This window comes from Streptomyces sp. NPDC090083 (assembly GCF_044747445.1).
In the GTDB taxonomy this organism is placed as follows: domain Bacteria; phylum Actinomycetota; class Actinomycetes; order Streptomycetales; family Streptomycetaceae; genus Streptomyces.
Genome location: NZ_JBIVED010000001.1, coordinates 553,026 through 570,375, shown reverse-complemented (window position 1 = coordinate 570,375; position 17,350 = coordinate 553,026). Strand labels below are relative to the sequence as shown.

Genomic DNA, 17,350 nt, shown 5'->3' with positions numbered 1-17,350 from the left:
GGTGATTGACCTGGCCTGACACGTGTCACACCATGGGTACGAAACGGTACTTACCGGCTGGTAAGTCACCTTTCCCCCTGTCGGGTTGTCCTCAGTGTGGAGGTCCCTGTGCCCCGTCGTGTGCCCGGAATCCGCGCCGCGCTGGCTCTCGCTCTCACCGCCCCGCTCGCCCTCGCCGCCCCCCTCGCCCTCGGCGCACCAGCGTCCGCCACCGGCCGGTACACGGTCACCGCGCTGAAGTTCACCGTGCCCGCGGGCGGCCGTGACTGCACGGTCGACGCCGATCTGTACCGGCCCGCGGGCGTCGACCACGCCCACCCGGCACCCGCGGTCATGGCCACCAACGGCTTCGGCGGCAGCAAGGCGGACGGCTCCACCGACTCCATCGGCAAGGCCTTCGCGCAGCGCGGCTATGTCGGACTCGTCTACTCGGGTCTCGGCTTCGGCGCGTCAGGATGCCTCGTCTCGCTCGACGACCCGGGCATCGACGGCCGGGCCGCGTCCGGGCTCATCGACTTCCTGGCCGGGACCCGGGCCGCCGACGACGGCACCCGGGCCGACTTCGTGACGCTCGACGCGAAGGGCGACCCGCGCGTCGGGATGATCGGCGGCTCGTACGGCGGCGCGATCCAGCTCGCGACGGCCGCCGTGGACCACCGGGTGGACGCGCTCGTGCCCATGATCACCTGGAACGACCTGACGTACTCCCTCGACCCCAACAACGCCGTGGGCCACGGGAGTCGGGACATGCCCGGCGTCTTCAAACGGCAGTGGACCAACGCCTTCTACCTCGTCGGCGAGACCCAGCCCCTGACCGCGCCCGGCCTCGACCCGACCCGGATCAACTCCCTGTCCTGCGTGCACTTCGTCAGCAGGGCCTGCGCCATGATCCGCACCCTCAACTCCGGGAGCTATCCGCCCGCGGCGACGGCGGACCTGCTCGCGTACGCGCGCGGCGTCTCGCCGGTGTCGTATCTGAAGCGGGTCAAGGCGCCGACCCTCCTCGTCCAGGGACAGGCCGACACCCTGTTCAACCTCAACGAGGCGACGGCGACGTACCGGACACTGACCGCGCAGGGCACGACCGCCAAAATGATCTGGCAGTCCTGGGGACACAGCGGCGGGACGACCCACCCGGCGGCCGGTGAACTCGACCTGAACAAGGGCGCCTTGGAGTCGAGCTATGTCGGCCGGCGCATCCTGTCCTGGTTCGGCCGCTATCTGCTCGGGCGGACGGGCACCGACACGGGACCGGCCTTCGCCTACTACCGCGACTGGATCAGCCGCCCCGCCGACACCTACGCCACCACGAACCGACTCCCCGCGCTCAGCCGGAAGTTCTACCTCTCCGGCGACGGCAGGCTCGTCGACGACCGCAGGAAGGTGACGACCGGCAGCCGCGGCTATACCGACCGGCTCGTCCCCACGAGCCATTCGGAGAGTCCGCTGAGCACCGCGATCGGCCTGCCGGACCCGGGACCGTACGACACGGCGGGCACCTTCGCCGACTGGACCACCGCACCCCTGACCCGCACCACGGACGTCGTCGGCGCCCCGAGGGCGACGATCGAGGTCGACTCCCCGAAGGCCCGGCGCGCACAGAACTCCGGCGACGCCGCCGACAACCTGGTCCTCTTCGCCAAGCTGTACGACGTCGCCCCCGACGGCACCCAGACCCTTGTCCACCGGCTGGTCGCTCCTGTCCGCGTGCCGGACGTCACGAAGAGCTTCACGGTGACCCTGCCCGGGATCGTGCACCGGTACGGCAAGGGGCACCGGCTGCGGTTCGTGATCGCGGCGAGCGACGACGCGTACACCGGGAACCGGGGGATCAAGCCGGTCACCGTGGCCGGCTCGCCCCAGGACACCGGGGTGCTGGAGCTGCCGGTCGTCACGGGCTGAGTCTCACCGTGCGTGATGGCCGATTCGGGCTCACCCTGGAGACATGAGCCCGAAGACCACCGAGAGCGACGGCAGGACCGGCCGGCGGGAACGTGTGCTGACACCCGCCCGGATCACGGTGCTGCTGCTCGCCGTCCTGGCCCTGATCTTCATCTTCGAGAACACCCGCGCCACCAGGATCCGCCTGCTGATCCCCGAGGTCACCATGCCGCTGTGGACGGCCCTGCTGGCCACGGCCGTCATCGGCGCCCTGTGCGGGTGGTATTTCGTGCGACGGCGCCGTTAGGCCGGAACTAAGGTGACGGGATGCCGCACACCGCATCCCGCTACCTCGCCGAGAGCCCCCGCGTGGGCATCCGTCACTTCACGTACGACGACGGAGCCGAGTTCACCGAGCGGGCCAGGGAGAGCAAGGACCTGCACCAGCCCTGGCTGTTCCCGCCGGCGAGCGCGGACGCGTACACCGCCTACGCGCGGCGGCTGATCCAGGATCCGACCAAGGCCGGGTTCCTCGTGTGCGAGCTGGACGGCGGCGGCATCGCCGGGTTCATCAACATCAACAACATCGTCGAGGGCGGCTTCCAGTGCGGTGCCCTGGGCTACGGCGCCTTCGCGCACGCGGCCGGCCGCGGCCTGATGCGCGAGGGCATGGACCTCGTGGTGGGCCACGCCTTCGGGCCGATGCGGCTGCACCGCCTGGAGATCAACGTGCAGCCCACCAACCTCCCGTCGATCGCCCTCGCGCGCAGCTGCGGCTTCCGCCTCGAAGGCTTCTCACCGGCCATGATCTACATCGACGGCGCGTGGCGGGACCACGAGCGCTGGGCGATCACCGCCGAGATGCGGACTTCCGGTTGACCTTCATCGTGTCCAGGTCCGTGACCGTCGACCTGAGGTCGCGGAAGCCGTAGCCGAGGCCCTTCAGCGCGGTCTCGGCGCGGTCCTCCGCGAGCGCCGCAGCCATCTCGTCGCCGTCCGCCGCGTCCGAGACCACCACGTACCGCCACGAGAAGTGCTTGAGCGGTGACGGCTCGTAACTGAGCGAGCCCTCCTCGGTGAAGCGCATGCTCAGCATTCCGTGCTCGGCGGCCTCGCCGAGCAGCCGTTCCCGCGCCTCGTCCGTCAGCGCGTCCCAGGTACCCCGGACGATCACCCGGTACGTGTGCTGCTCGCCCATCCGCCGTTCCACTCCTCGGTCCATGTCGTCGACGGGCCGACTCTACGTCGACCGGGACGAACCGCACCGGGAATTTCCGGGCGCCCCCGTCTTTGCGGAATCCTGACCGGCGACGCCCCTGGCCACCGCACCGGTTGCCGGGTTCCATGGTGATCGTGACGACGATCCGACGTGAGGTACTGACGCTGCCCGCCGCGGAGTTGGGCCCGGACAACCCGCTTCCCCCACTGCGTCCGCTCGACGAGGTGCACCGCATGGACCACCGGGACCGCGAGGAGCTGCCCCGGGACATGGCCCGCCAGGTCGGCTACGAACCGCTCCGCAGCCTGCTGCCCACCCGCGTCCGGGACGGCTACGACAGAGACCGCGCGCCCCGCCGCCTCGACGCCCTCGTGATCGAGAACGACCGGCTGCGCGCCACCGTGCTCCCCGCCCTCGGCGGCCGCGTCGCCTCCCTCGTCCACAAGCCCACGGACCGCGAACTCCTCTACCGCAACCCGGTGTTGCAGCCCGCGAACTTCGCCCTCAACGGAGCCTGGTTCTCCGGCGGCATCGAGTGGAACATCGGCGCCACCGGCCACACCACCCTCTCCTGCGCCCCCGTCCACGCGGCCCGCGTCCCCGCCCCCGACGGCGGCGAGATGCTCCGCCTGTGGGAGTGGGAACGCCTGCGCGACCTCCCCTTCCAGGTCGACCTCTGGCTCCCGGACGGCTCCGACTTCCTCCACGTCGGCGTCCGCGTCCGCAACCCGCACGAGCGGCCCGCGCCCGCCTACTGGTGGTCCAACATCGCCGTACCGGAGGAACGCCGGGTCCTCGCGCCGGCGTCGGAGGCCTGGCACTTCGGCTACGAGCGGTGGCTGCGCCGCGTGCCCGTCCCTTCGTACGACGGAGTGGACCGGACCTATCCCCTCAACAGCCCTTACGCCGCCGACTACTTCTACGAGGTCGAGGACGGGCGGCGGCGGTGGATCGCCGCGCTCGACGCGGACGGGCACGGGCTGGTGCAGACGTCCACCGATGTGCTGCGCGGGCGGAAGCTGTTCGTGTGGGGTACCGGCAGCGGCGGCCGGCGCTGGCAGGAATGGCTCACCGAACCGGGCACCGGCGGCTACTGCGAGATCCAGGCCGGCCTGGCGCGCACCCAACTGGAGCACGTCCGGCTCCCACCGGAGAGCGAGGTGTCCTGGCTGGAGGCGTACGGGCCGCTCGACGCCGGGGCCGACGGGGAGTGGTCCGCCGTCGTGGCCGGCGCCGAGGCGCGGCTCGAAGCCGTACTGCCGCGCGCCGACGTCGACGCCGCCTACGCCGCGTGGAAGCCGTACGCCGACACCGAGCCCGGCCCGCTCCTCGCCACCGGCTCCGGCTGGGGCGCCCTCGAAGTCCTGCGCGCCGACTGGAAGTTGCCCGGCACGCCCTTCGACGAGTCCACGCTCGGCGAGGACCAGGCGCCCTGGGCGGAGCTGCTGCGCAGCGGGGTGCTGCCCGAGCCGCGCCGGGTCCGGCCGCCCGGCGAGACCCTGGTCGCCCCGCACTGGCGGGACATGCTGGAGACCGCGCCGGCGACCCCGCTCACCGAGTACCACCTCGGCATCGCGCAGTGGCACGCGGGCGACCGGGCGCAGGCCGTGCGGAGTTGGGAGCGGGCCCTCGAACTCGCCCCGTCCCTCTGGCCGTTGCTGCGCTGTCTCGCCGTGGCGGACCAGGAGGCGGGCCACCACGAGCGGGCCGCCGACCGGTACCACGAGGCCTTCGCCGACCTCTGTCACGAGCGGCGCGACGCGGGGGAGCGGTGGACCGCAGCGACGGCCGCCCTCGGACGCGAGGCCGTCGAGGCGCTGCTGCGGGTGCGGCGCACGGCGGACGCGCGCGCCGTGTGGGAGATGCTGCACCCCGGCACCCGTGAACGCGGCCGATTCCTGCTGCTCCAGGCGGAGTTGCTGCTCGCGGAGGGGCGGCGCGACGACGCGTGGGCCGTCTTCGACGAGGGCTTCGAGGTCGCCGACCTGCGCGAGGGCGCCGAGTCGATCGGCCGGCTGTGGTCCCGGCTCACCGACGAACCACTGCCGGCCCGCTACGACTTCAGGATGCGGCCGGACACGCCCTGAGGCGACCCGTGGGCCGGCCGGTCAGCCGCGCCGGTCCACGTACTCGTAGACCGTCCCGTCCGGATGCATCGCGATGAGGTTGCGGCCCGCGGGTGAGGCGATGGGGCCCGCGACGATGTGGGCGCCCAGCTCGGTCAGGACCGCCTGGGTCTCGTCGACGTCCTTGACGGCGATGGTGGCCGCGACCTTGCGCAACACCTCCAGCTCCGCGGGCGGCCCGCTCATCAGCAGGAAACAGCCGACCGCGGCGACCGACACCCCACCGCGCTCGAAGCGGAGCGCGGTGCCACCCGCGAGCCGTTCGTAGAAGGGGACGGCGGTCTCCAGGTCGTCGACGCAGATACGCAGCGTGGCTCCCAGAATCTCCATACGGACGAGCCTAGTTGGGGAGAGCGCGCAGTGGTGATCCTTTCGGGCGATCCCGGTGCGCGTTCGGCACGTGTCCGGGCCGCCCGGGCAGGAGGCACTACCAGCGGTACCAGCGGCCCCTGCCGCCGCCTGCCGAGGTGCCGCGCACCAGGAAGCCCAGCAGCCAGACGGCGAGGACGACCAGCGCCACCCACCAGAGGATCTTCACGGCGAATCCGGCACCGAACAGGACCAGTGCCAGCAGCAGGACGATCAGGATCGGAACCATGGTGTGTCACCTCCTGACGCCCGAGTGCCCCCGACCCCGCGGCTCAGACGCCCTTGCGAGCCAGGATCTCCCCGTGCAGCACGGCGAACCACCCGTCGTCCCGCTTCCCCCACTCCCGCCACGCCTCCGCCACGGCCGCCAGCTCCCCGGTGGTCGTGTGGCCGCCCTCGGTGGCGATCCCGGCGTACGAGGAGGCGACGGTACGGTCCGCCCACAGGCCGCTCCACCAGGCCCGCTCGTCCGGAGTGTGGAACGTCCAGGTGCTCGACGTGGCCGTGACGTCCGTCAGCCCCGCCCGCTGTGCCCACGCCTTGAGACGGCGTCCCGCGTCCGGCTCACCGCCGTTGGCCCGGGCCACCCGGCGGTACAGGTCGAGCCAGCCGTCCAGCCCCGGCACCTCCGGGTACCAGGTCATCGCCGCGTAGTCCGCGTCGCGGGCGGCGATGAAGCCGCCGGGCTTGGTGACCCGCTTCATCTCCTTCAGCGCCTGCACCGGGTCGCCCACGTGCTGGAGCACCTGATGGGCGTGGACCACGCAGAACGTGTCGTCCGGATAGTCCAGCGCGTGGACGTCGGCGACCGCGAAGTCCACGTTGTCCAGGCCTCGCCGGGCCGCCGTCGCCCGGGCCTGGTCCAGGATGCCCGGCGCGTGGTCGACCCCGGTGACCCGGCCGTCCGGGACCAGTGCGGCCAGGTCCGCGGTGATGGTGCCGGGGCCGCAGCCGATGTCCAGGATCCGCATGTGCGGCTTGAGCGAACCGAGCAGGTAGGCCGCGGAGTTGGCGGCGGTCCTCCGGGTGTGCGAGCGCAGCACGGACTCGTGGTGCCCGTGCGTGTAGACGGCGGTCTCCTGCGGCTTCGGCATGGCTCTACCTACCCCTTCGCGGCGGCTTCTTCGACTCTCCGAAGGTACGCGCGCATGCCGAATGATGAGACCCGTGTTTTACGATGTGGACTGACGGGTGATCAGGGACTCGGTGAGCGGGCGGTACACCGTCAGCGCCTCGGGCTGCTCCTCCAAGGTCAAGTCACCTTCCACGTCCGTGACTTCACCGTCGAAGGCCAGCAGCGTGCCGGGGTTCAGACCGCTCAGGCGCAGCCGGTGCACCTGGGCCGCCGCGTGGGCGGGGGAGCGGGTGAACGGACCGGCGACCGCCGCCGCGAGCAGCCGTAGCGCGGGCCGGCGACCGCCGTGCACGATCCGGATGTCGAGACGCCCGTCCGCCAGGTCGACGCGACGGCCCGAGGCGATCCCCATCCGGTGATAGGTGCCGTTCCCGGCGAACAGCAGCCACAACGGCCGGGTCCGGCCGCCCACTTCGGCCTCCATCGGATGCCGGTCCGCGCGCAGCACGCGCAGCGCCGCCAGCACTCCCGCGGGCCAGCCGCCGATCCGCGGCGCCCAGCGCTCCCGCTCCCGCACCAGCTCCGGATAGACGCCCAGGCTCAGGGTGTTGAGGAAGATGCCCCGGGTGGCGCCGGACCTGAACCGGCCGACGTCCACACGGACGGCGTCGCCCTGCCTGATCGCCCTGCCCAGATCCCGCGGACCCTCCACCCCGAGGTCGTACGCGAAGTGGTTGAGGGTGCCGCCCGGGAGGACCGCGAGCGGCAGGCCGTGGCGCAGGGCGACCGCCGCGCCCGCGTTCACCGTGCCGTCGCCGCCGCACACCCCGAGCACCCGGGCGCGGGCCGCCGCCTTCTCCAACTCGACGTGTATGTCCGCCGGTTCACAGGTGACGACCTCCGCGCCCGGCAGGAAGTCCGTCAGCGCGTCCGCCCGGTCCGAGGTGCCCGACGCCGAGTTGACCACCATGACCAGGCCGTCGCCGTCCGGCAGCGCCGGTACCTCGGCGCGGGCCCGGGCCGGCGGCACGATCTGCCCGCGCGTCGGCACCATGCCGCGCACCGCGAACGCCGCGCACGCGCCCAGCGCGGCGCCCGCCAGCACATCGCTCGGGAAGTGCACGCCGGTGTAGACCCGGGACGCGGCGACCGAGAGCGCGACCGGCGCCACCACCGCGCCCCACGCCGGGGACTCCAGGGCCACACCGGTCGCGAAGGCCGCCGCCGACGCCGCGTGACCGGACGGGAACGAGGTGGTGATCGGCTGCCGCTTCAGCTGCCTGCTCAGCGGCACCGGGTCCAGGCCGGGCCGGGAGCGGCGCACGCTCCGCTTGCCGATCGTGTTGATCGCGAAGGAGGCCAGGGACAGCGAGGCGATGCCCCGGGCGGCGGCCCGGCGGGCCCGCGGGGTACGGCTCGCGGCCACCGCCGCGGCCGTCGCGAACCACAGCACGCCGTGATTGGCGCTCCGGCTCAGCCGCGGCAGCACGGGCTGGGCCGCCGGCCACTTCCGCTCCGCCGCCGCCTCGAAGAGACGGCTGTCCAGGGAGAGCAGCCAGTCGCGCAGGGCGTGCCGGCCGGGCAGGGGGACCGTGAGGTCGACGTCAGGGCTCATGCCCTGCCGGGTACCCTGAAATGGCTGTTTGCTGCCCGGCGGACCGACTCCACCGGCGTTTCACCCCTCGGCTCCGGCCGTCGGCGGACCGGTTCCACCGTCGGCCGGCCGTTTCGCTCCGACCCCGGCGGACCGTTTCATCGGAGGACCCCCGCATGCGCCTGATCCTCATCCGCCACGGCCAGACCACGGCCAACGTGGCCTTCCGTCTCGACACGGCCATACCGGGCGCCGAGCTGACCGACCTCGGCCACCGCCAGGCAGCCGCGCTCCCCGAGGCCCTCGCCGACGAGGACATCGACGCCCTCTACGCCTCCACCCTGACCCGCACCCAGCAGACCGCGGCCCCGCTGGCCGCCGCGCGCGGCCTCGACGTCCGCATCCGCGACGGCCTCCGCGAGCTGACCGCGGGCGACCTGGAGATGCTCCCCGGCGACCAGGAACCCGGCCACGAGTACATGCGGATCGTCTTCGCGTGGGCCGCCGGGGACACGGACCTGCGGATGCCGGGCGGCGAGAGCGGCGCCGAGGCCCTCGCCCGCTACGACGCGGTGGTCGCGGAGGCCGCCGACAGCGGCGCCGGCACGGTCGCCATGGTCAGCCACGGTGCCGCGATCCGGATGTGGACCGTCGCCCGCGCGGGCAACGTCGACGTGGACTTCGCCGCCGCCCGCCCCCTCGACAACACCGGCGTCGTGATCCTGGAGGGCTCCCCGGCCGACGGCTGGAAGGCGCTGTCGTGGCAGGGCGCCCTGGTGGAGACGGCGGCACCGGACACGGACGGCGGCCCGGCGGGCCAGCCGCTCGACGAGGACCAGAAGCCGTAGCGAGCCGCCGGGCCGGGTCGCGGCGAGAGATCCTGACCGGGCACGGACCAGGCACGGAACAGGCACAATAAGCGTTTGCCCGGCCGCGAGGCCGCCCCACAGAATGCGTAATCATGGGACATCTGGAAGCCGCACACCTCGAGTACTACCTCCCCGACGGGAGGCCGCTCCTCGGCGATGTGTCCTTCCGGGTCGGCGAAGGCTCCCTGGTCGCCCTGGTCGGGCCCAACGGCGCGGGCAAGACGACCCTGCTGCGGCTGATCTCCGGCGAGCTGAAACCGCACGGCGGCACGGTCACCGTCAGCGGCGGCCTCGGCGTCATGCGGCAGTTCGTGGGCTCCGTACGCGACGAGACGACCGTACGGGACCTGCTCGTGTCGGTCGCGCCGCCGCGCATCCGGGAGGTCGCCGCCGAGGTCGACAACGCCGAGCACGGCATCATGACCGTCGACGACGAGGCGGCCCAACTCGCCTACGCCCAGGCCCTGTCGGACTGGGCCGAGGTGCACGGCTACGAGTTCGAGACGCTGTGGGACATGTGCACCATGGCCGCGCTCGGAGTGCCCTACGACAAGGCGCAGTTCCGGCAGGTGAGCACCCTCTCCGGCGGCGAGCAGAAGCGGCTCGTTCTGGAGGCGCTGCTGCGCGGCGGTGAAGAGGTACTGCTGCTGGACGAGCCGGACAACTACCTGGACGTGCCCGGCAAGCGGTGGCTGGAGGAGCGGCTCAAGGAGACCCGCAAGACCGTCCTGTTCGTCTCCCACGACCGTGAACTCCTCGCCCGCGCCGCCGAGAAGATCGTCTCCGTGGAGCCCTCGCCGACCGGCGCGGACGCTTGGGTGCACGGCGGCGGCTTCGCCACCTACCACGAGGCCCGGCGTGAACGCTTCGCCCGCTTCGAGGAGTTGCGCCGGCGCTGGGACGAGAAGCACGCCCAGCTGAAGAAGCTTGTCCTGAACCTCCGTCAGGCCGCCTCCATCAGCCACGAGTTGGCGTCCCGCTACGCCGCCGCGCAGACCCGGCTGCGCAAGTTCGAGGAGGCGGGCCCGCCGCCGGAGCCGCCGCGCGAGCAGGACATCACCATGCGCATCAAGGGCGGCCGCACCGGCGTAAGGGCCGTGACCTGCAAGGGACTCGAACTCACCGGCCTGATGAAGCCCTTCGACCTGGAGGTCTTCTACGGCGAACGCGTCGCGGTCCTCGGCTCGAACGGCTCCGGCAAGTCGCACTTCCTGCGCCTGCTCGCGGGCGAGGACGTGAAGCACACGGGCGAGTGGAAGCTCGGCGCCCGCGTCGTGCCCGGCCACTTCGCGCAGACCCACGCCCACCCCGAGCTCCAGGGCCGCGCCCTCCTCGACATCCTGTGGAAGGAGCACGCGCAGGCGCAGGGCCCCGCGATGTCCCGGCTGCGGCGCTACGAGCTGACCGGCCAGGCCGAGCAGAGCTTCGACCGGCTCTCCGGCGGCCAGCAGGCCCGCTTCCAGATCCTGCTGCTGGAACTCCAGGGCGTGACGGCTCTCCTGCTCGACGAGCCGACCGACAACCTCGACCTCGAGTCCGCCGAGGCGCTGCAGGAAGGGCTGGAGGCGTTCGACGGCACGGTCCTGTCCGTGACGCACGACCGCTGGTTCGCCCGCTCCTTCGACCGGTACCTGGTCTTCGGCAGCGACGGCAGGGTCCGCGAGACGACCGAGCCGGTGTGGGACGAGCGGCGGGTGGAGCGCGCGCGGTAGGCCGTGCGTGCCGGGAGCGTGCCACCTCGGTACAGAGGCCGCGGGGCCGGAATGCCGGAATGTTCGTAGAGTGGGTGCAAGGACCCTGAGACTCGACGAGCGGGGCACACCATGACCGGAGTCGACCCTGCGCGCCTGGACGATTCCCAGCTCATGAAGGAGCTGGAGACCATCCACCGCACGCGCCACGACACCCTGCTGTACGGCTCGAACGACGCGCTGCGCGCCCACAACGACCGTATGGCCGGACTGGAGGGCGAGTATCTGCGCCGCCATCCGCGTCGCCTCGTCGCCCCCGGCCGGACCCGGCAGGGGGCGCGCGAGCGCGACTGAGCGCCGGCCCGGGGGTGTTTGCCTCCCGGGGCCGGGGGCAGGCGAACCTCCAGCGCTGGAGCGCACCCGCGTTCCCACCGACGGTGACCGTCCAACCCGGAGCATGCTCAAGGGAGTTGTGACGCACCATGCCCACCCGGTCCCCCCGCACGAGCACGAAGCGCCCCGCGCACCGCGACGCCCCCGACACCGCGGAGGCCTTCCGCACCCTCGCCGCGCTGCCGCCCGGCCCGCGGCACGACACCGTCCGCGACCGCATCGTCGAGGACTGGCTGCCCATGGCCGACCGGCTCGCGGGCCGCTTCCGCAACCGGGGCGAGAGCACCGAGGACCTCCGCCAGGTCGCCGCCCTCGGGCTGGTCAAGGCCGTCGACCGGTACGACCCCGAGCGGGGCAGCGCCTTCGAGAGCTATGCGGTGCCGACGATCACCGGGGAGATCAAGCGGCACTTCCGCGACCACCTGTGGACGCTGCATGTGCCTCGGCGGGTGCAGGACCTGCGGAACCGGGTGCGCGTCGCCGACGGTGAGCTGGCCCGGACGACGCCGGGACGGCGGCCCACCGTGAGCGAGATCGCCCGGCACGCCTGCCTCTCCGAGGAGGAGGTGCGGCTGGGGATCGAGGCGGCGGAGAGTTTCAGCGCGCTGTCACTGGACGCGGTGTCCACCGGCGGTTCCGGCGGTTCCGACGGGTTCGCGCTGGTGGACGTCCTCGGGAGCGTCGATCCGGCGTTGGACGTCGTCGTGGACCGGGAAGCCGTCAGGCCTCGGCTGGCCGCGCTGCCCGAGCGGGACCGGGAGATCCTGTACCTGCGGTTCTTCGGGGACATGACGCAGAGCCGGATCGCCGAGCGGTTCGGGATCTCGCAGATGCACGTGTCCCGGTTGATCAGCCGGTGCTGCCGGCGGATCCGCGAGCAGGTTCTGGAGGATGCGGCCCAGCGGCCGGCTCCGCGCCACCCTCGGCGGACGCCCCGGCCGGCCCGGATGTCACTCGGTCGGCCCCGCCCGTCCCGCTAATGGGGCTCGGCCGCGCGCGGTGCCGAGCGGTCCGGGCTTCGATGGTGGTGCCGCCGTCCTCGGTCTAAGGAGACCCGCTCATGCGTCGCACCGCCCTTGCCCTGGCCGTCGTGGGCCTTGTCGGCGCCGCCGGGCCCGCCCTGGCCGCCGATCCGGGGGCCGAGGTCAGCCCGAGCACCGTGCGGGCCGGTGGGAGCGTCACCGTGTCCGTCACCTGCGAGGGGAGCGGGGGGACCGCCGCCGAGACCATCGACGCCACCTCCCAGGGGTTCGACGACGGGACCGTCCAGCTGCAGCGCGTGCCCGGCAACGACGACCGGGCGGCGGGAACCGCCTACCGGGGCACCGCGCGGATCTCCACGGACGGGGTCGAGCGGGACTCCGCGTGGACCGTGGACGGCACCTGTCCGGCGCCGCCCGGGGGACAGGGCAGACCCTGGAGCGCGACCTTCAGCATCGAGCGCGGGGGCGGACAGCCGCCGTGCCAGGAACCCCGGGGGGAGTCCTGCCGCGGTGAGGCGCCCGCCGCGGTGCAGCGCGGGGTGCGGGCCGGGGAGGGCGGTGCCTTCACCGACTCCGTTCCGGCTCTGGTCGCCGGTGGTGTACTGATCGCGGCCGCCTGTGCTGGGGCCGTGTACCGGCTGCGCAGGCGGACGCCGGGACACTGAGGACGCGATCGGGACACGGCACTGCACGAGGGACTGCGCGGAGGCACCATGCGGCAGGCGGACGCTGTAGGCCAGGGGCCTGTGCGCTACGGCCCCGTGTTTCCCGACGACGGACTGCCCGTACTGCCGGAACTGGCCGAGGTGCTCGCCGGCGCCGCGTCCCGCACCGGGGAGGAGCCCGTCGGCGGTGCCCCCGCCCTGCTCGACGCGGCGAGCGGCTACTTCGAACGCCGGGGCCTGCCCGCCGGCCTCGCCCGCGTCGCCGCCGCCCCGGGCGCCCCCGCGCTGCTGGTCGCGCTCACCGCCGCGCTCGGCGGAGACGTCCTGGTGCCGAGACCCTGCGCCGCCTGGTGGGCGCCGTACGCGCGCATGCTGGGCAGATCCGTCTTCCATGTGGGCACCCCGGCCGAGTGCGGCGGGGTGCCCGACCCCTACGCCCTGCTGGAAACCGTGCGCCGGATCCGGGACGAGGGCGGTGACCCGAGGCTGCTCGTCCTCTCGGTGGCCGACGACCCGACCGCGACCGTGGCACCGCCCGAGGTCATGCACGAGACCGTCGAGGCCGCCGCCGCCGAAGGCCTCCACCTGGTCAGCGACGAGACCTGGCGCGACACCCTGCACGCCCCCCGGGGCACCATGGTGCTCAGCCCCGCCGAGATGCTGCCCGACCGGGTCACCGTCGTCACCGACCTGGCCGGCGCGCTCCTCCCGTCCGGCTGGCCCGCCGCCGTCGCCCGCTTCCCCGGCGACCGCGACGGACGCGCCCTTCGCGCGCGCGTGCTCGACGTCCTCACCGCACTCGGCGCCCGTGTCGCCGCCCCGGTGGCCGCCGCGGCCGGCCACGCCCTCGGCGAACCCCCGCCCGTCCTCGCCCGCCGCGACACCGCCGTACGCCTCCACGCGCGCGTGGCCGCCGCCGCGCACGCCGCCGTCACCGGGGCGGGCGCCCTCTCCCCGCCCCCGCAGGCGGGACGCCATCTCTACGTCGACCTCGGGCCGCTGCGCCACGCGCTCACCCCGCGGGGAGTGGGCGACGCGCAGGACCTGGAGGAGTTCCTCACCGCCCGCCTCGGCCTGCCCGCCCCCGGCGGCCACCGGTTCGGCGACGACCTCGGCGCGCCGCGCGTGCGGCTGTCCACCGGGCCACTGCTGGGCCGTACCGACGCGGAACGCGCGGAATGTCTCACGGCCCCCCTGCCGTTGGAACTGCCACACGTGCAACGCGCGTTGATGTCCTTGAGGTCGGTCTTCGACGATCTCCGCGACGACGCTCAGCGATGGGAGCCTCCTCGATGACGCAGCAGTCAGAGTCGACCACCAGCGGTACGGCCACCCGCCGACCCGCGCACACCGCGCCCCCGTTGACCCCCTCGTCCCCGCCCCTCGCCGAACCCCGCCCGCTCGGCGAGCGCCGGGTGTGGCCCCGTGCCTTCCACGACAGGCTCACCGCCCCGCTCCCCGGTCTCAAGGCCATGGCCCGCTTCGCCCGCGAGGGCTCGGTGCGACCCCGCCCCGAAGGGCTCGCGGACATCCCGCACCTCCCGTTCGCCCCGGCGCCGTTGCCCCAGGTGGACGCCCTGACCGTCGCCGTCACCTGGGCGGGCCACGCCAGTTGGGTGATCCGGATGGGCGGCCTGACGATCCTCACCGACCCGGTCTGGTCCCGCCGCATCCTCGGCACCCCGGCCCGGATCACCCCCGTGGGCGTCCCCTGGGAGGCGCTCCCGCCCATCGACGCCGTCGTCATCAGCCACAACCACTACGACCACCTCGACGCCCCCACCCTGCGCCGACTCCCGCGCCACACCCCGGTGTTCGCCCCTGCCGGCCTCGGCAGCTGGTTCCGCCGCCGCAGGTTCACCCACGTCACCGAGCTGGACTGGTGGGAGGCGGCCCAACTCGACGGCGTCCGCCTCGACTTCGTCCCGGCCCACCACTGGTCCAAGCGCACCCTCACCGACACCTGCCGTTCCCTGTGGGGCGGTTGGGTGCTGACCGCCCCCGACGGCCGACGCGTCTACTTCGCCGGCGACACCGGCTACGGCCACTGGTTCACCCGGATCGGCCACCGCTACCCGGGAATCGACCTGGCCCTGCTGCCCATCGGCGCCTACGACCCCCGCTGGTGGCTGAGCGACGTCCACTGCGACCCGGAGGAGGCGGTCCGGGCCGCACAGGACCTGGGCGCCCGGCGGATGGCTCCGATGCACTGGGGCACGTTCGTCCTGTCGGCGGAGCCGGTCCTGGAACCCCTGACGCGGGTGCGGGCGGCCTGGGCGCAGGCGGGCCTGGCCGGGCAGGACCTGTGGGACCTGCCGGTGGGCGCGTCACGAGTCCTGGACGAGATGCCGTAGGGGCGCGGGGCCGTGTCGGTGTGCGGCTCCGCCGCCGGGGCGCGACCCGCCCCTACGCGCCCGCACTCCGCAACGAACCGTCAACCGGCCGCCCGAACCCGCTCCTACGCGCCCGCACTCCGCAACGAACCGTCAACCGGCCGCCCGAACCCGCTTCCACACGGCCGGCGTCACACTGATCACCACGGTCAGCACGACCGCCGCGACCACCCCTTCCCACGGCTCCGGAAACAGCGAACCCCCGAGAATGCCGATCAGCTGGTACGTCACCGCCCACGCCAGACACGCCGGCGCGTTGCCCCGGGCGAACCGGCGGATCGGCCACTCCGCCAGCAGACAGGCCAGCATCACCGGAATCCGCCCCGCCGGCACCAGCCGGGACAGCACCAGCACCGTCACCCCATGATCGGCCAGCTTCGTCTGGGCCTGCTCCAACCGCTCCTCCGGCGCCCGCGACCGGATCGCCTCCAGCCACCGCGACCCGTTCTTCGACCCCATGCCCCGCCTGCCCAGCCAGTACAGGGCGACGTCCCCGAGAAACGCGGCCAGCGACGCCGTGACGAACACCAGCGCCAGCGCGAACGGCGCCGTCTGATGAAACGCGACCACGGCCGCCGAACTCACCAGCGCCCCCGTCGGGATCACCGGCACCAGCGCCCCGAACAGCACCAGCAGGAACAACGACGGGTACCCGATGGCCTGTTGGGTGGACTCGGGCGAGGTCGTCGCGGTCGCGGACACCGCCTCCGCCAGCCAGGTCACCGGGCGACCTCCGGACGCACGCTCTCCCCGTGCCCGAGCCGGTGCACGGACACCGACGGCGCGAGCTGCGCCGCGATCCGCACGAACTCGTCGCCCGGCGTGTGGAATTCGTGCGGGCGCACCGCGTCCATCCCGATCGGCCAGTACGTGCCGTAGTGGACCGGCACCGCACTGCGCGGCGCGAGCCGGGCGAGGGCCTGGGCCGCGCGGCCCGCGTCGAGATGCCCCTCGCCGAGATACGGGCCCCAGCCGCCCACCGGCAGCAGCGCCACGTCGGCCGGCCCGACCTCCTCGGCCATGCCGTCGAACAGTCCGGTGTCCCCGGCGAAGTAGGTCCGCGCCTCGCCCTCCACGACGTAGCCCAGCGCGGGGGAGCGGTGCGGGCCGACCGGCAGCCGGCGTCCGTCGTGCCGGGCGGGAACGGCCCGTACGGCCAGGTCACCGACGCGCGTCCGGTCGCCGGGGGCCATTTCCTCGATGCGCAGCTGCCGGAGCCGGCGCAGCCCAGGCACCGCGCGGAGCGCGCCCCGGGGCACGAGCAGGCGCGTGCCCGGAGCGAGGCCGGCCAGGGACGGCAGGTGCAGGTGGTCGGCGTGCAGATGGGAGACGAGCGCCAGGTCCGCGCGCCGGGCCCCGGCCGGCGGCACCGCGCCCCGGCGGCGCCGCAGATGCGCGAGGCGGCGCGCGAACAGGGGGTCGGTGAGGACGCGCACGTCCGAGTCCTCGATCGTGCAGGTGGCGTGACCCCACCAGGTGATCTCCACCGGCACCTTCTTTGCCTCCTTCGCGCGACTCCCCCGAAGCCTACGGGCAGGAGTAGGGTCGGCGGCGAAACCCGGAGGTGAGGGGGACGCCATGGGACAGGTACGCGGTGCCTCCGGTATGCCCGTGCCGGTGCGGGTCACGGCCATCGCCAGCCTGACACCGCTGGAGGAGCTGGACGAGGACCCCTTCCTGGTCGACTCCCGCAGCCAGCACGCGATGTGCGCCCGCTGGGCCGCCGACCACGGCTATGTGATCGCCCGCGAACTCCTGGTGCGCGGACTGCGCCCCGACCACTGCGCCCTGTGGGACGGCGTCCGCCCCGGCCTCGACCTGTTCGTCGCCCCCAGCCGCCGGGTCCTGGAGAGCGCGCTGTCCTCCGTCGAGGAGTTCACCGACGAGTGCGCGCGACGCGGGGTGCGGATCGAGACGGTGGGCCGCGCCGAACCCTCCTACGACGCCCAGGCCAAGGCCCGCGTGCACCGCCGCCTGTCGATGCCGACGGCGGGCTACGACGGCCGCTAGCACCGGGGCCTCCGCCGGAACCGGGGCCCCTCCGCCTCGTATGACAGGCTGGGGGAGGCCCGCCAGGTCGACGGGCCAGGGA

19 protein-coding genes are annotated in these 17,350 nt (G+C 73.4%); 12 read left to right on the top strand and 7 right to left on the bottom strand.

The genetic code is table 11. From position 1 onward, the window contains the following. Positions 1 to 108 precede the first annotated feature (108 nt). From ACIPTO_RS02355 to ACIPTO_RS02345, 3 genes are read left to right on the top strand one after another with little or no spacing between them, the layout of a single operon-like run. Entirely contained in the window at positions 109 to 1,902 is a 1,794-nt protein-coding gene (locus ACIPTO_RS02355; RefSeq protein ID WP_401188758.1) for a CocE/NonD family hydrolase, read from the top strand. 43 nt (positions 1,903 to 1,945) lie between these two features. Then, positions 1,946 to 2,188: a LapA family protein gene (locus ACIPTO_RS02350; protein WP_366311581.1), complete on the top strand. Its 243-nt coding sequence runs from the start codon at positions 1,946 to 1,948 to the stop codon at positions 2,186 to 2,188. Positions 2,189 to 2,208: 20 nt separating this feature from the next. Continuing rightward, on the top strand, positions 2,209 to 2,760 hold the full coding sequence (locus tag ACIPTO_RS02345) for a GNAT family N-acetyltransferase (RefSeq protein ID WP_401188755.1): 552 nt from the start codon (positions 2,209 to 2,211) through the stop codon (positions 2,758 to 2,760). On the opposite strand, the gene ACIPTO_RS02340 is transcribed toward ACIPTO_RS02345, so the two are convergent. Continuing rightward, positions 2,732 to 3,079, bottom strand: a complete 348-nt coding sequence (locus tag ACIPTO_RS02340) for a DUF6204 family protein (RefSeq protein WP_352288324.1) — start codon at positions 3,077 to 3,079, stop codon at positions 2,732 to 2,734. The two genes, ACIPTO_RS02345 and ACIPTO_RS02340, sit on opposite strands and share 29 nt — an antisense overlap. 146 nt (positions 3,080 to 3,225) lie before the next feature. On the opposite strand from ACIPTO_RS02340, the gene ACIPTO_RS02335 reads away from it, so the two are divergent. Further along, positions 3,226 to 5,187, top strand: a complete 1,962-nt coding sequence (locus tag ACIPTO_RS02335) for a DUF5107 domain-containing protein (RefSeq protein WP_366311577.1) — start codon at positions 3,226 to 3,228, stop codon at positions 5,185 to 5,187. Between the two features lie 21 nt (positions 5,188 to 5,208). Here the strand turns inward: ACIPTO_RS02335 and ACIPTO_RS02330 are convergent, their stop codons facing one another. The 4 genes from ACIPTO_RS02330 to ACIPTO_RS02315 form a co-directional block, all read right to left on the bottom strand. Next, the gene (locus ACIPTO_RS02330) at positions 5,209 to 5,556 is read right to left on the bottom strand and encodes a VOC family protein (RefSeq protein ID WP_366311575.1); all 348 of its coding nucleotides are present in this window, start codon (positions 5,554 to 5,556) and stop codon (positions 5,209 to 5,211) included. Positions 5,557 to 5,653: 97 nt separating this feature from the next. Beyond that, complete coding sequence (locus tag ACIPTO_RS02325; protein WP_266774083.1) at positions 5,654 to 5,824, bottom strand: hydrophobic protein; 171 nt, start codon at positions 5,822 to 5,824, stop codon at positions 5,654 to 5,656. A gap of 43 nt (positions 5,825 to 5,867) precedes the next feature. Then, entirely contained in the window at positions 5,868 to 6,689 is an 822-nt protein-coding gene (locus tag ACIPTO_RS02320) for a methyltransferase domain-containing protein (RefSeq protein WP_401188749.1), read from the bottom strand. Positions 6,690 to 6,767: 78 nt separating this feature from the next. Continuing rightward, positions 6,768 to 8,285 carry a bifunctional phosphatase PAP2/diacylglycerol kinase family protein gene (locus tag ACIPTO_RS02315; RefSeq protein WP_401188747.1) on the bottom strand — a complete coding sequence of 506 codons (1,518 nt, stop codon included), beginning with the start codon at positions 8,283 to 8,285 and terminating at the stop codon, positions 6,768 to 6,770. A gap of 155 nt (positions 8,286 to 8,440) precedes the next feature. Here ACIPTO_RS02315 and ACIPTO_RS02310 point away from each other — a divergent pair, with 155 nt between their 5' ends. From ACIPTO_RS02310 to ACIPTO_RS02280, 7 genes are all read left to right on the top strand, one after another. Then, positions 8,441 to 9,112: a histidine phosphatase family protein gene (locus tag ACIPTO_RS02310; protein WP_401188744.1), complete on the top strand. Its 672-nt coding sequence runs from the start codon at positions 8,441 to 8,443 to the stop codon at positions 9,110 to 9,112. A 113-nt stretch (positions 9,113 to 9,225) separates the two neighbouring features. Next, on the top strand, positions 9,226 to 10,845 hold the full coding sequence (locus ACIPTO_RS02305) for an ABC-F family ATP-binding cassette domain-containing protein (RefSeq protein ID WP_401188741.1): 1,620 nt from the start codon (positions 9,226 to 9,228) through the stop codon (positions 10,843 to 10,845). A 111-nt stretch (positions 10,846 to 10,956) separates the two neighbouring features. Beyond that, complete coding sequence (locus ACIPTO_RS02300) at positions 10,957 to 11,178, top strand: DUF6158 family protein (RefSeq protein ID WP_043672337.1); 222 nt, start codon at positions 10,957 to 10,959, stop codon at positions 11,176 to 11,178. 128 nt (positions 11,179 to 11,306) lie between these two features. Then, positions 11,307 to 12,197 carry a SigB/SigF/SigG family RNA polymerase sigma factor gene (locus ACIPTO_RS02295; RefSeq protein ID WP_401188738.1) on the top strand — a complete coding sequence of 297 codons (891 nt, stop codon included), beginning with the start codon at positions 11,307 to 11,309 and terminating at the stop codon, positions 12,195 to 12,197. 80 nt (positions 12,198 to 12,277) lie between these two features. Beyond that, positions 12,278 to 12,865 (top strand): hypothetical protein, encoded by a 588-nt coding sequence (locus tag ACIPTO_RS02290; RefSeq protein ID WP_366311563.1) that lies wholly within the window; start codon positions 12,278 to 12,280, stop codon positions 12,863 to 12,865. Positions 12,866 to 12,913: 48 nt separating this feature from the next. After that, positions 12,914 to 14,161: an aminotransferase class I/II-fold pyridoxal phosphate-dependent enzyme gene (locus ACIPTO_RS02285; protein WP_401188735.1), complete on the top strand. Its 1,248-nt coding sequence runs from the start codon at positions 12,914 to 12,916 to the stop codon at positions 14,159 to 14,161. Continuing rightward, a complete protein-coding gene (locus ACIPTO_RS02280) occupies positions 14,158 to 15,219 on the top strand; it encodes an MBL fold metallo-hydrolase (protein WP_366311559.1) in 1,062 nt (353 codons plus the stop codon). Before ACIPTO_RS02285 ends, ACIPTO_RS02280 begins: the two co-directional genes overlap by 4 nt. Before the next feature lie 132 nt (positions 15,220 to 15,351). On the opposite strand, the gene ACIPTO_RS02275 is transcribed toward ACIPTO_RS02280, so the two are convergent. Further along, a complete protein-coding gene (locus tag ACIPTO_RS02275) occupies positions 15,352 to 15,981 on the bottom strand; it encodes a VTT domain-containing protein (RefSeq protein ID WP_366311557.1) in 630 nt (209 codons plus the stop codon). Further along, positions 15,978 to 16,751 (bottom strand): MBL fold metallo-hydrolase, encoded by a 774-nt coding sequence (locus tag ACIPTO_RS02270; RefSeq protein ID WP_366311555.1) that lies wholly within the window; start codon positions 16,749 to 16,751, stop codon positions 15,978 to 15,980. The genes ACIPTO_RS02275 and ACIPTO_RS02270 overlap by 4 nt, the downstream gene beginning before the upstream one ends. A gap of 85 nt (positions 16,752 to 16,836) precedes the next feature. Between ACIPTO_RS02270 and ACIPTO_RS02265 the strand changes: the two genes are divergently transcribed. Beyond that, positions 16,837 to 17,268 (top strand): hypothetical protein, encoded by a 432-nt coding sequence (locus ACIPTO_RS02265; protein ID WP_266774095.1) that lies wholly within the window; start codon positions 16,837 to 16,839, stop codon positions 17,266 to 17,268. Positions 17,269 to 17,350 lie beyond the last annotated feature (82 nt).

Excerpts from the sequence above, each read along its gene's own strand:
- ACIPTO_RS02350 (WP_366311581.1), top strand. The coding sequence starts at position 1,946 with ATGAGCCCGAAGACCACCGAGAGCGACGGCAGGACCGGCCGGCGGGAA.
- ACIPTO_RS02345 (WP_401188755.1), top strand. The coding sequence starts at position 2,209 with ATGCCGCACACCGCATCCCGCTACCTCGCCGAGAGCCCCCGCGTGGGC.
- ACIPTO_RS02340 (WP_352288324.1), bottom strand. The coding sequence starts at position 3,079 with ATGGGCGAGCAGCACACGTACCGGGTGATCGTCCGGGGTACCTGGGAC.
- ACIPTO_RS02335 (WP_366311577.1), top strand. The coding sequence starts at position 3,226 with ATGGTGATCGTGACGACGATCCGACGTGAGGTACTGACGCTGCCCGCC.
- ACIPTO_RS02330 (WP_366311575.1), bottom strand. The coding sequence starts at position 5,556 with ATGGAGATTCTGGGAGCCACGCTGCGTATCTGCGTCGACGACCTGGAG.
- ACIPTO_RS02325 (WP_266774083.1), bottom strand. The coding sequence starts at position 5,824 with ATGGTTCCGATCCTGATCGTCCTGCTGCTGGCACTGGTCCTGTTCGGT.
- ACIPTO_RS02320 (WP_401188749.1), bottom strand. The coding sequence starts at position 6,689 with ATGCCGAAGCCGCAGGAGACCGCCGTCTACACGCACGGGCACCACGAG.
- ACIPTO_RS02315 (WP_401188747.1), bottom strand. The coding sequence starts at position 8,285 with ATGAGCCCTGACGTCGACCTCACGGTCCCCCTGCCCGGCCGGCACGCC.
- ACIPTO_RS02310 (WP_401188744.1), top strand. The coding sequence starts at position 8,441 with ATGCGCCTGATCCTCATCCGCCACGGCCAGACCACGGCCAACGTGGCC.
- ACIPTO_RS02305 (WP_401188741.1), top strand. The coding sequence starts at position 9,226 with ATGGGACATCTGGAAGCCGCACACCTCGAGTACTACCTCCCCGACGGG.
- ACIPTO_RS02300 (WP_043672337.1), top strand. The coding sequence starts at position 10,957 with ATGACCGGAGTCGACCCTGCGCGCCTGGACGATTCCCAGCTCATGAAG.
- ACIPTO_RS02295 (WP_401188738.1), top strand. The coding sequence starts at position 11,307 with ATGCCCACCCGGTCCCCCCGCACGAGCACGAAGCGCCCCGCGCACCGC.
- ACIPTO_RS02290 (WP_366311563.1), top strand. The coding sequence starts at position 12,278 with ATGCGTCGCACCGCCCTTGCCCTGGCCGTCGTGGGCCTTGTCGGCGCC.
- ACIPTO_RS02285 (WP_401188735.1), top strand. The coding sequence starts at position 12,914 with ATGCGGCAGGCGGACGCTGTAGGCCAGGGGCCTGTGCGCTACGGCCCC.
- ACIPTO_RS02280 (WP_366311559.1), top strand. The coding sequence starts at position 14,158 with ATGACGCAGCAGTCAGAGTCGACCACCAGCGGTACGGCCACCCGCCGA.
- ACIPTO_RS02265 (WP_266774095.1), top strand. The coding sequence starts at position 16,837 with ATGGGACAGGTACGCGGTGCCTCCGGTATGCCCGTGCCGGTGCGGGTC.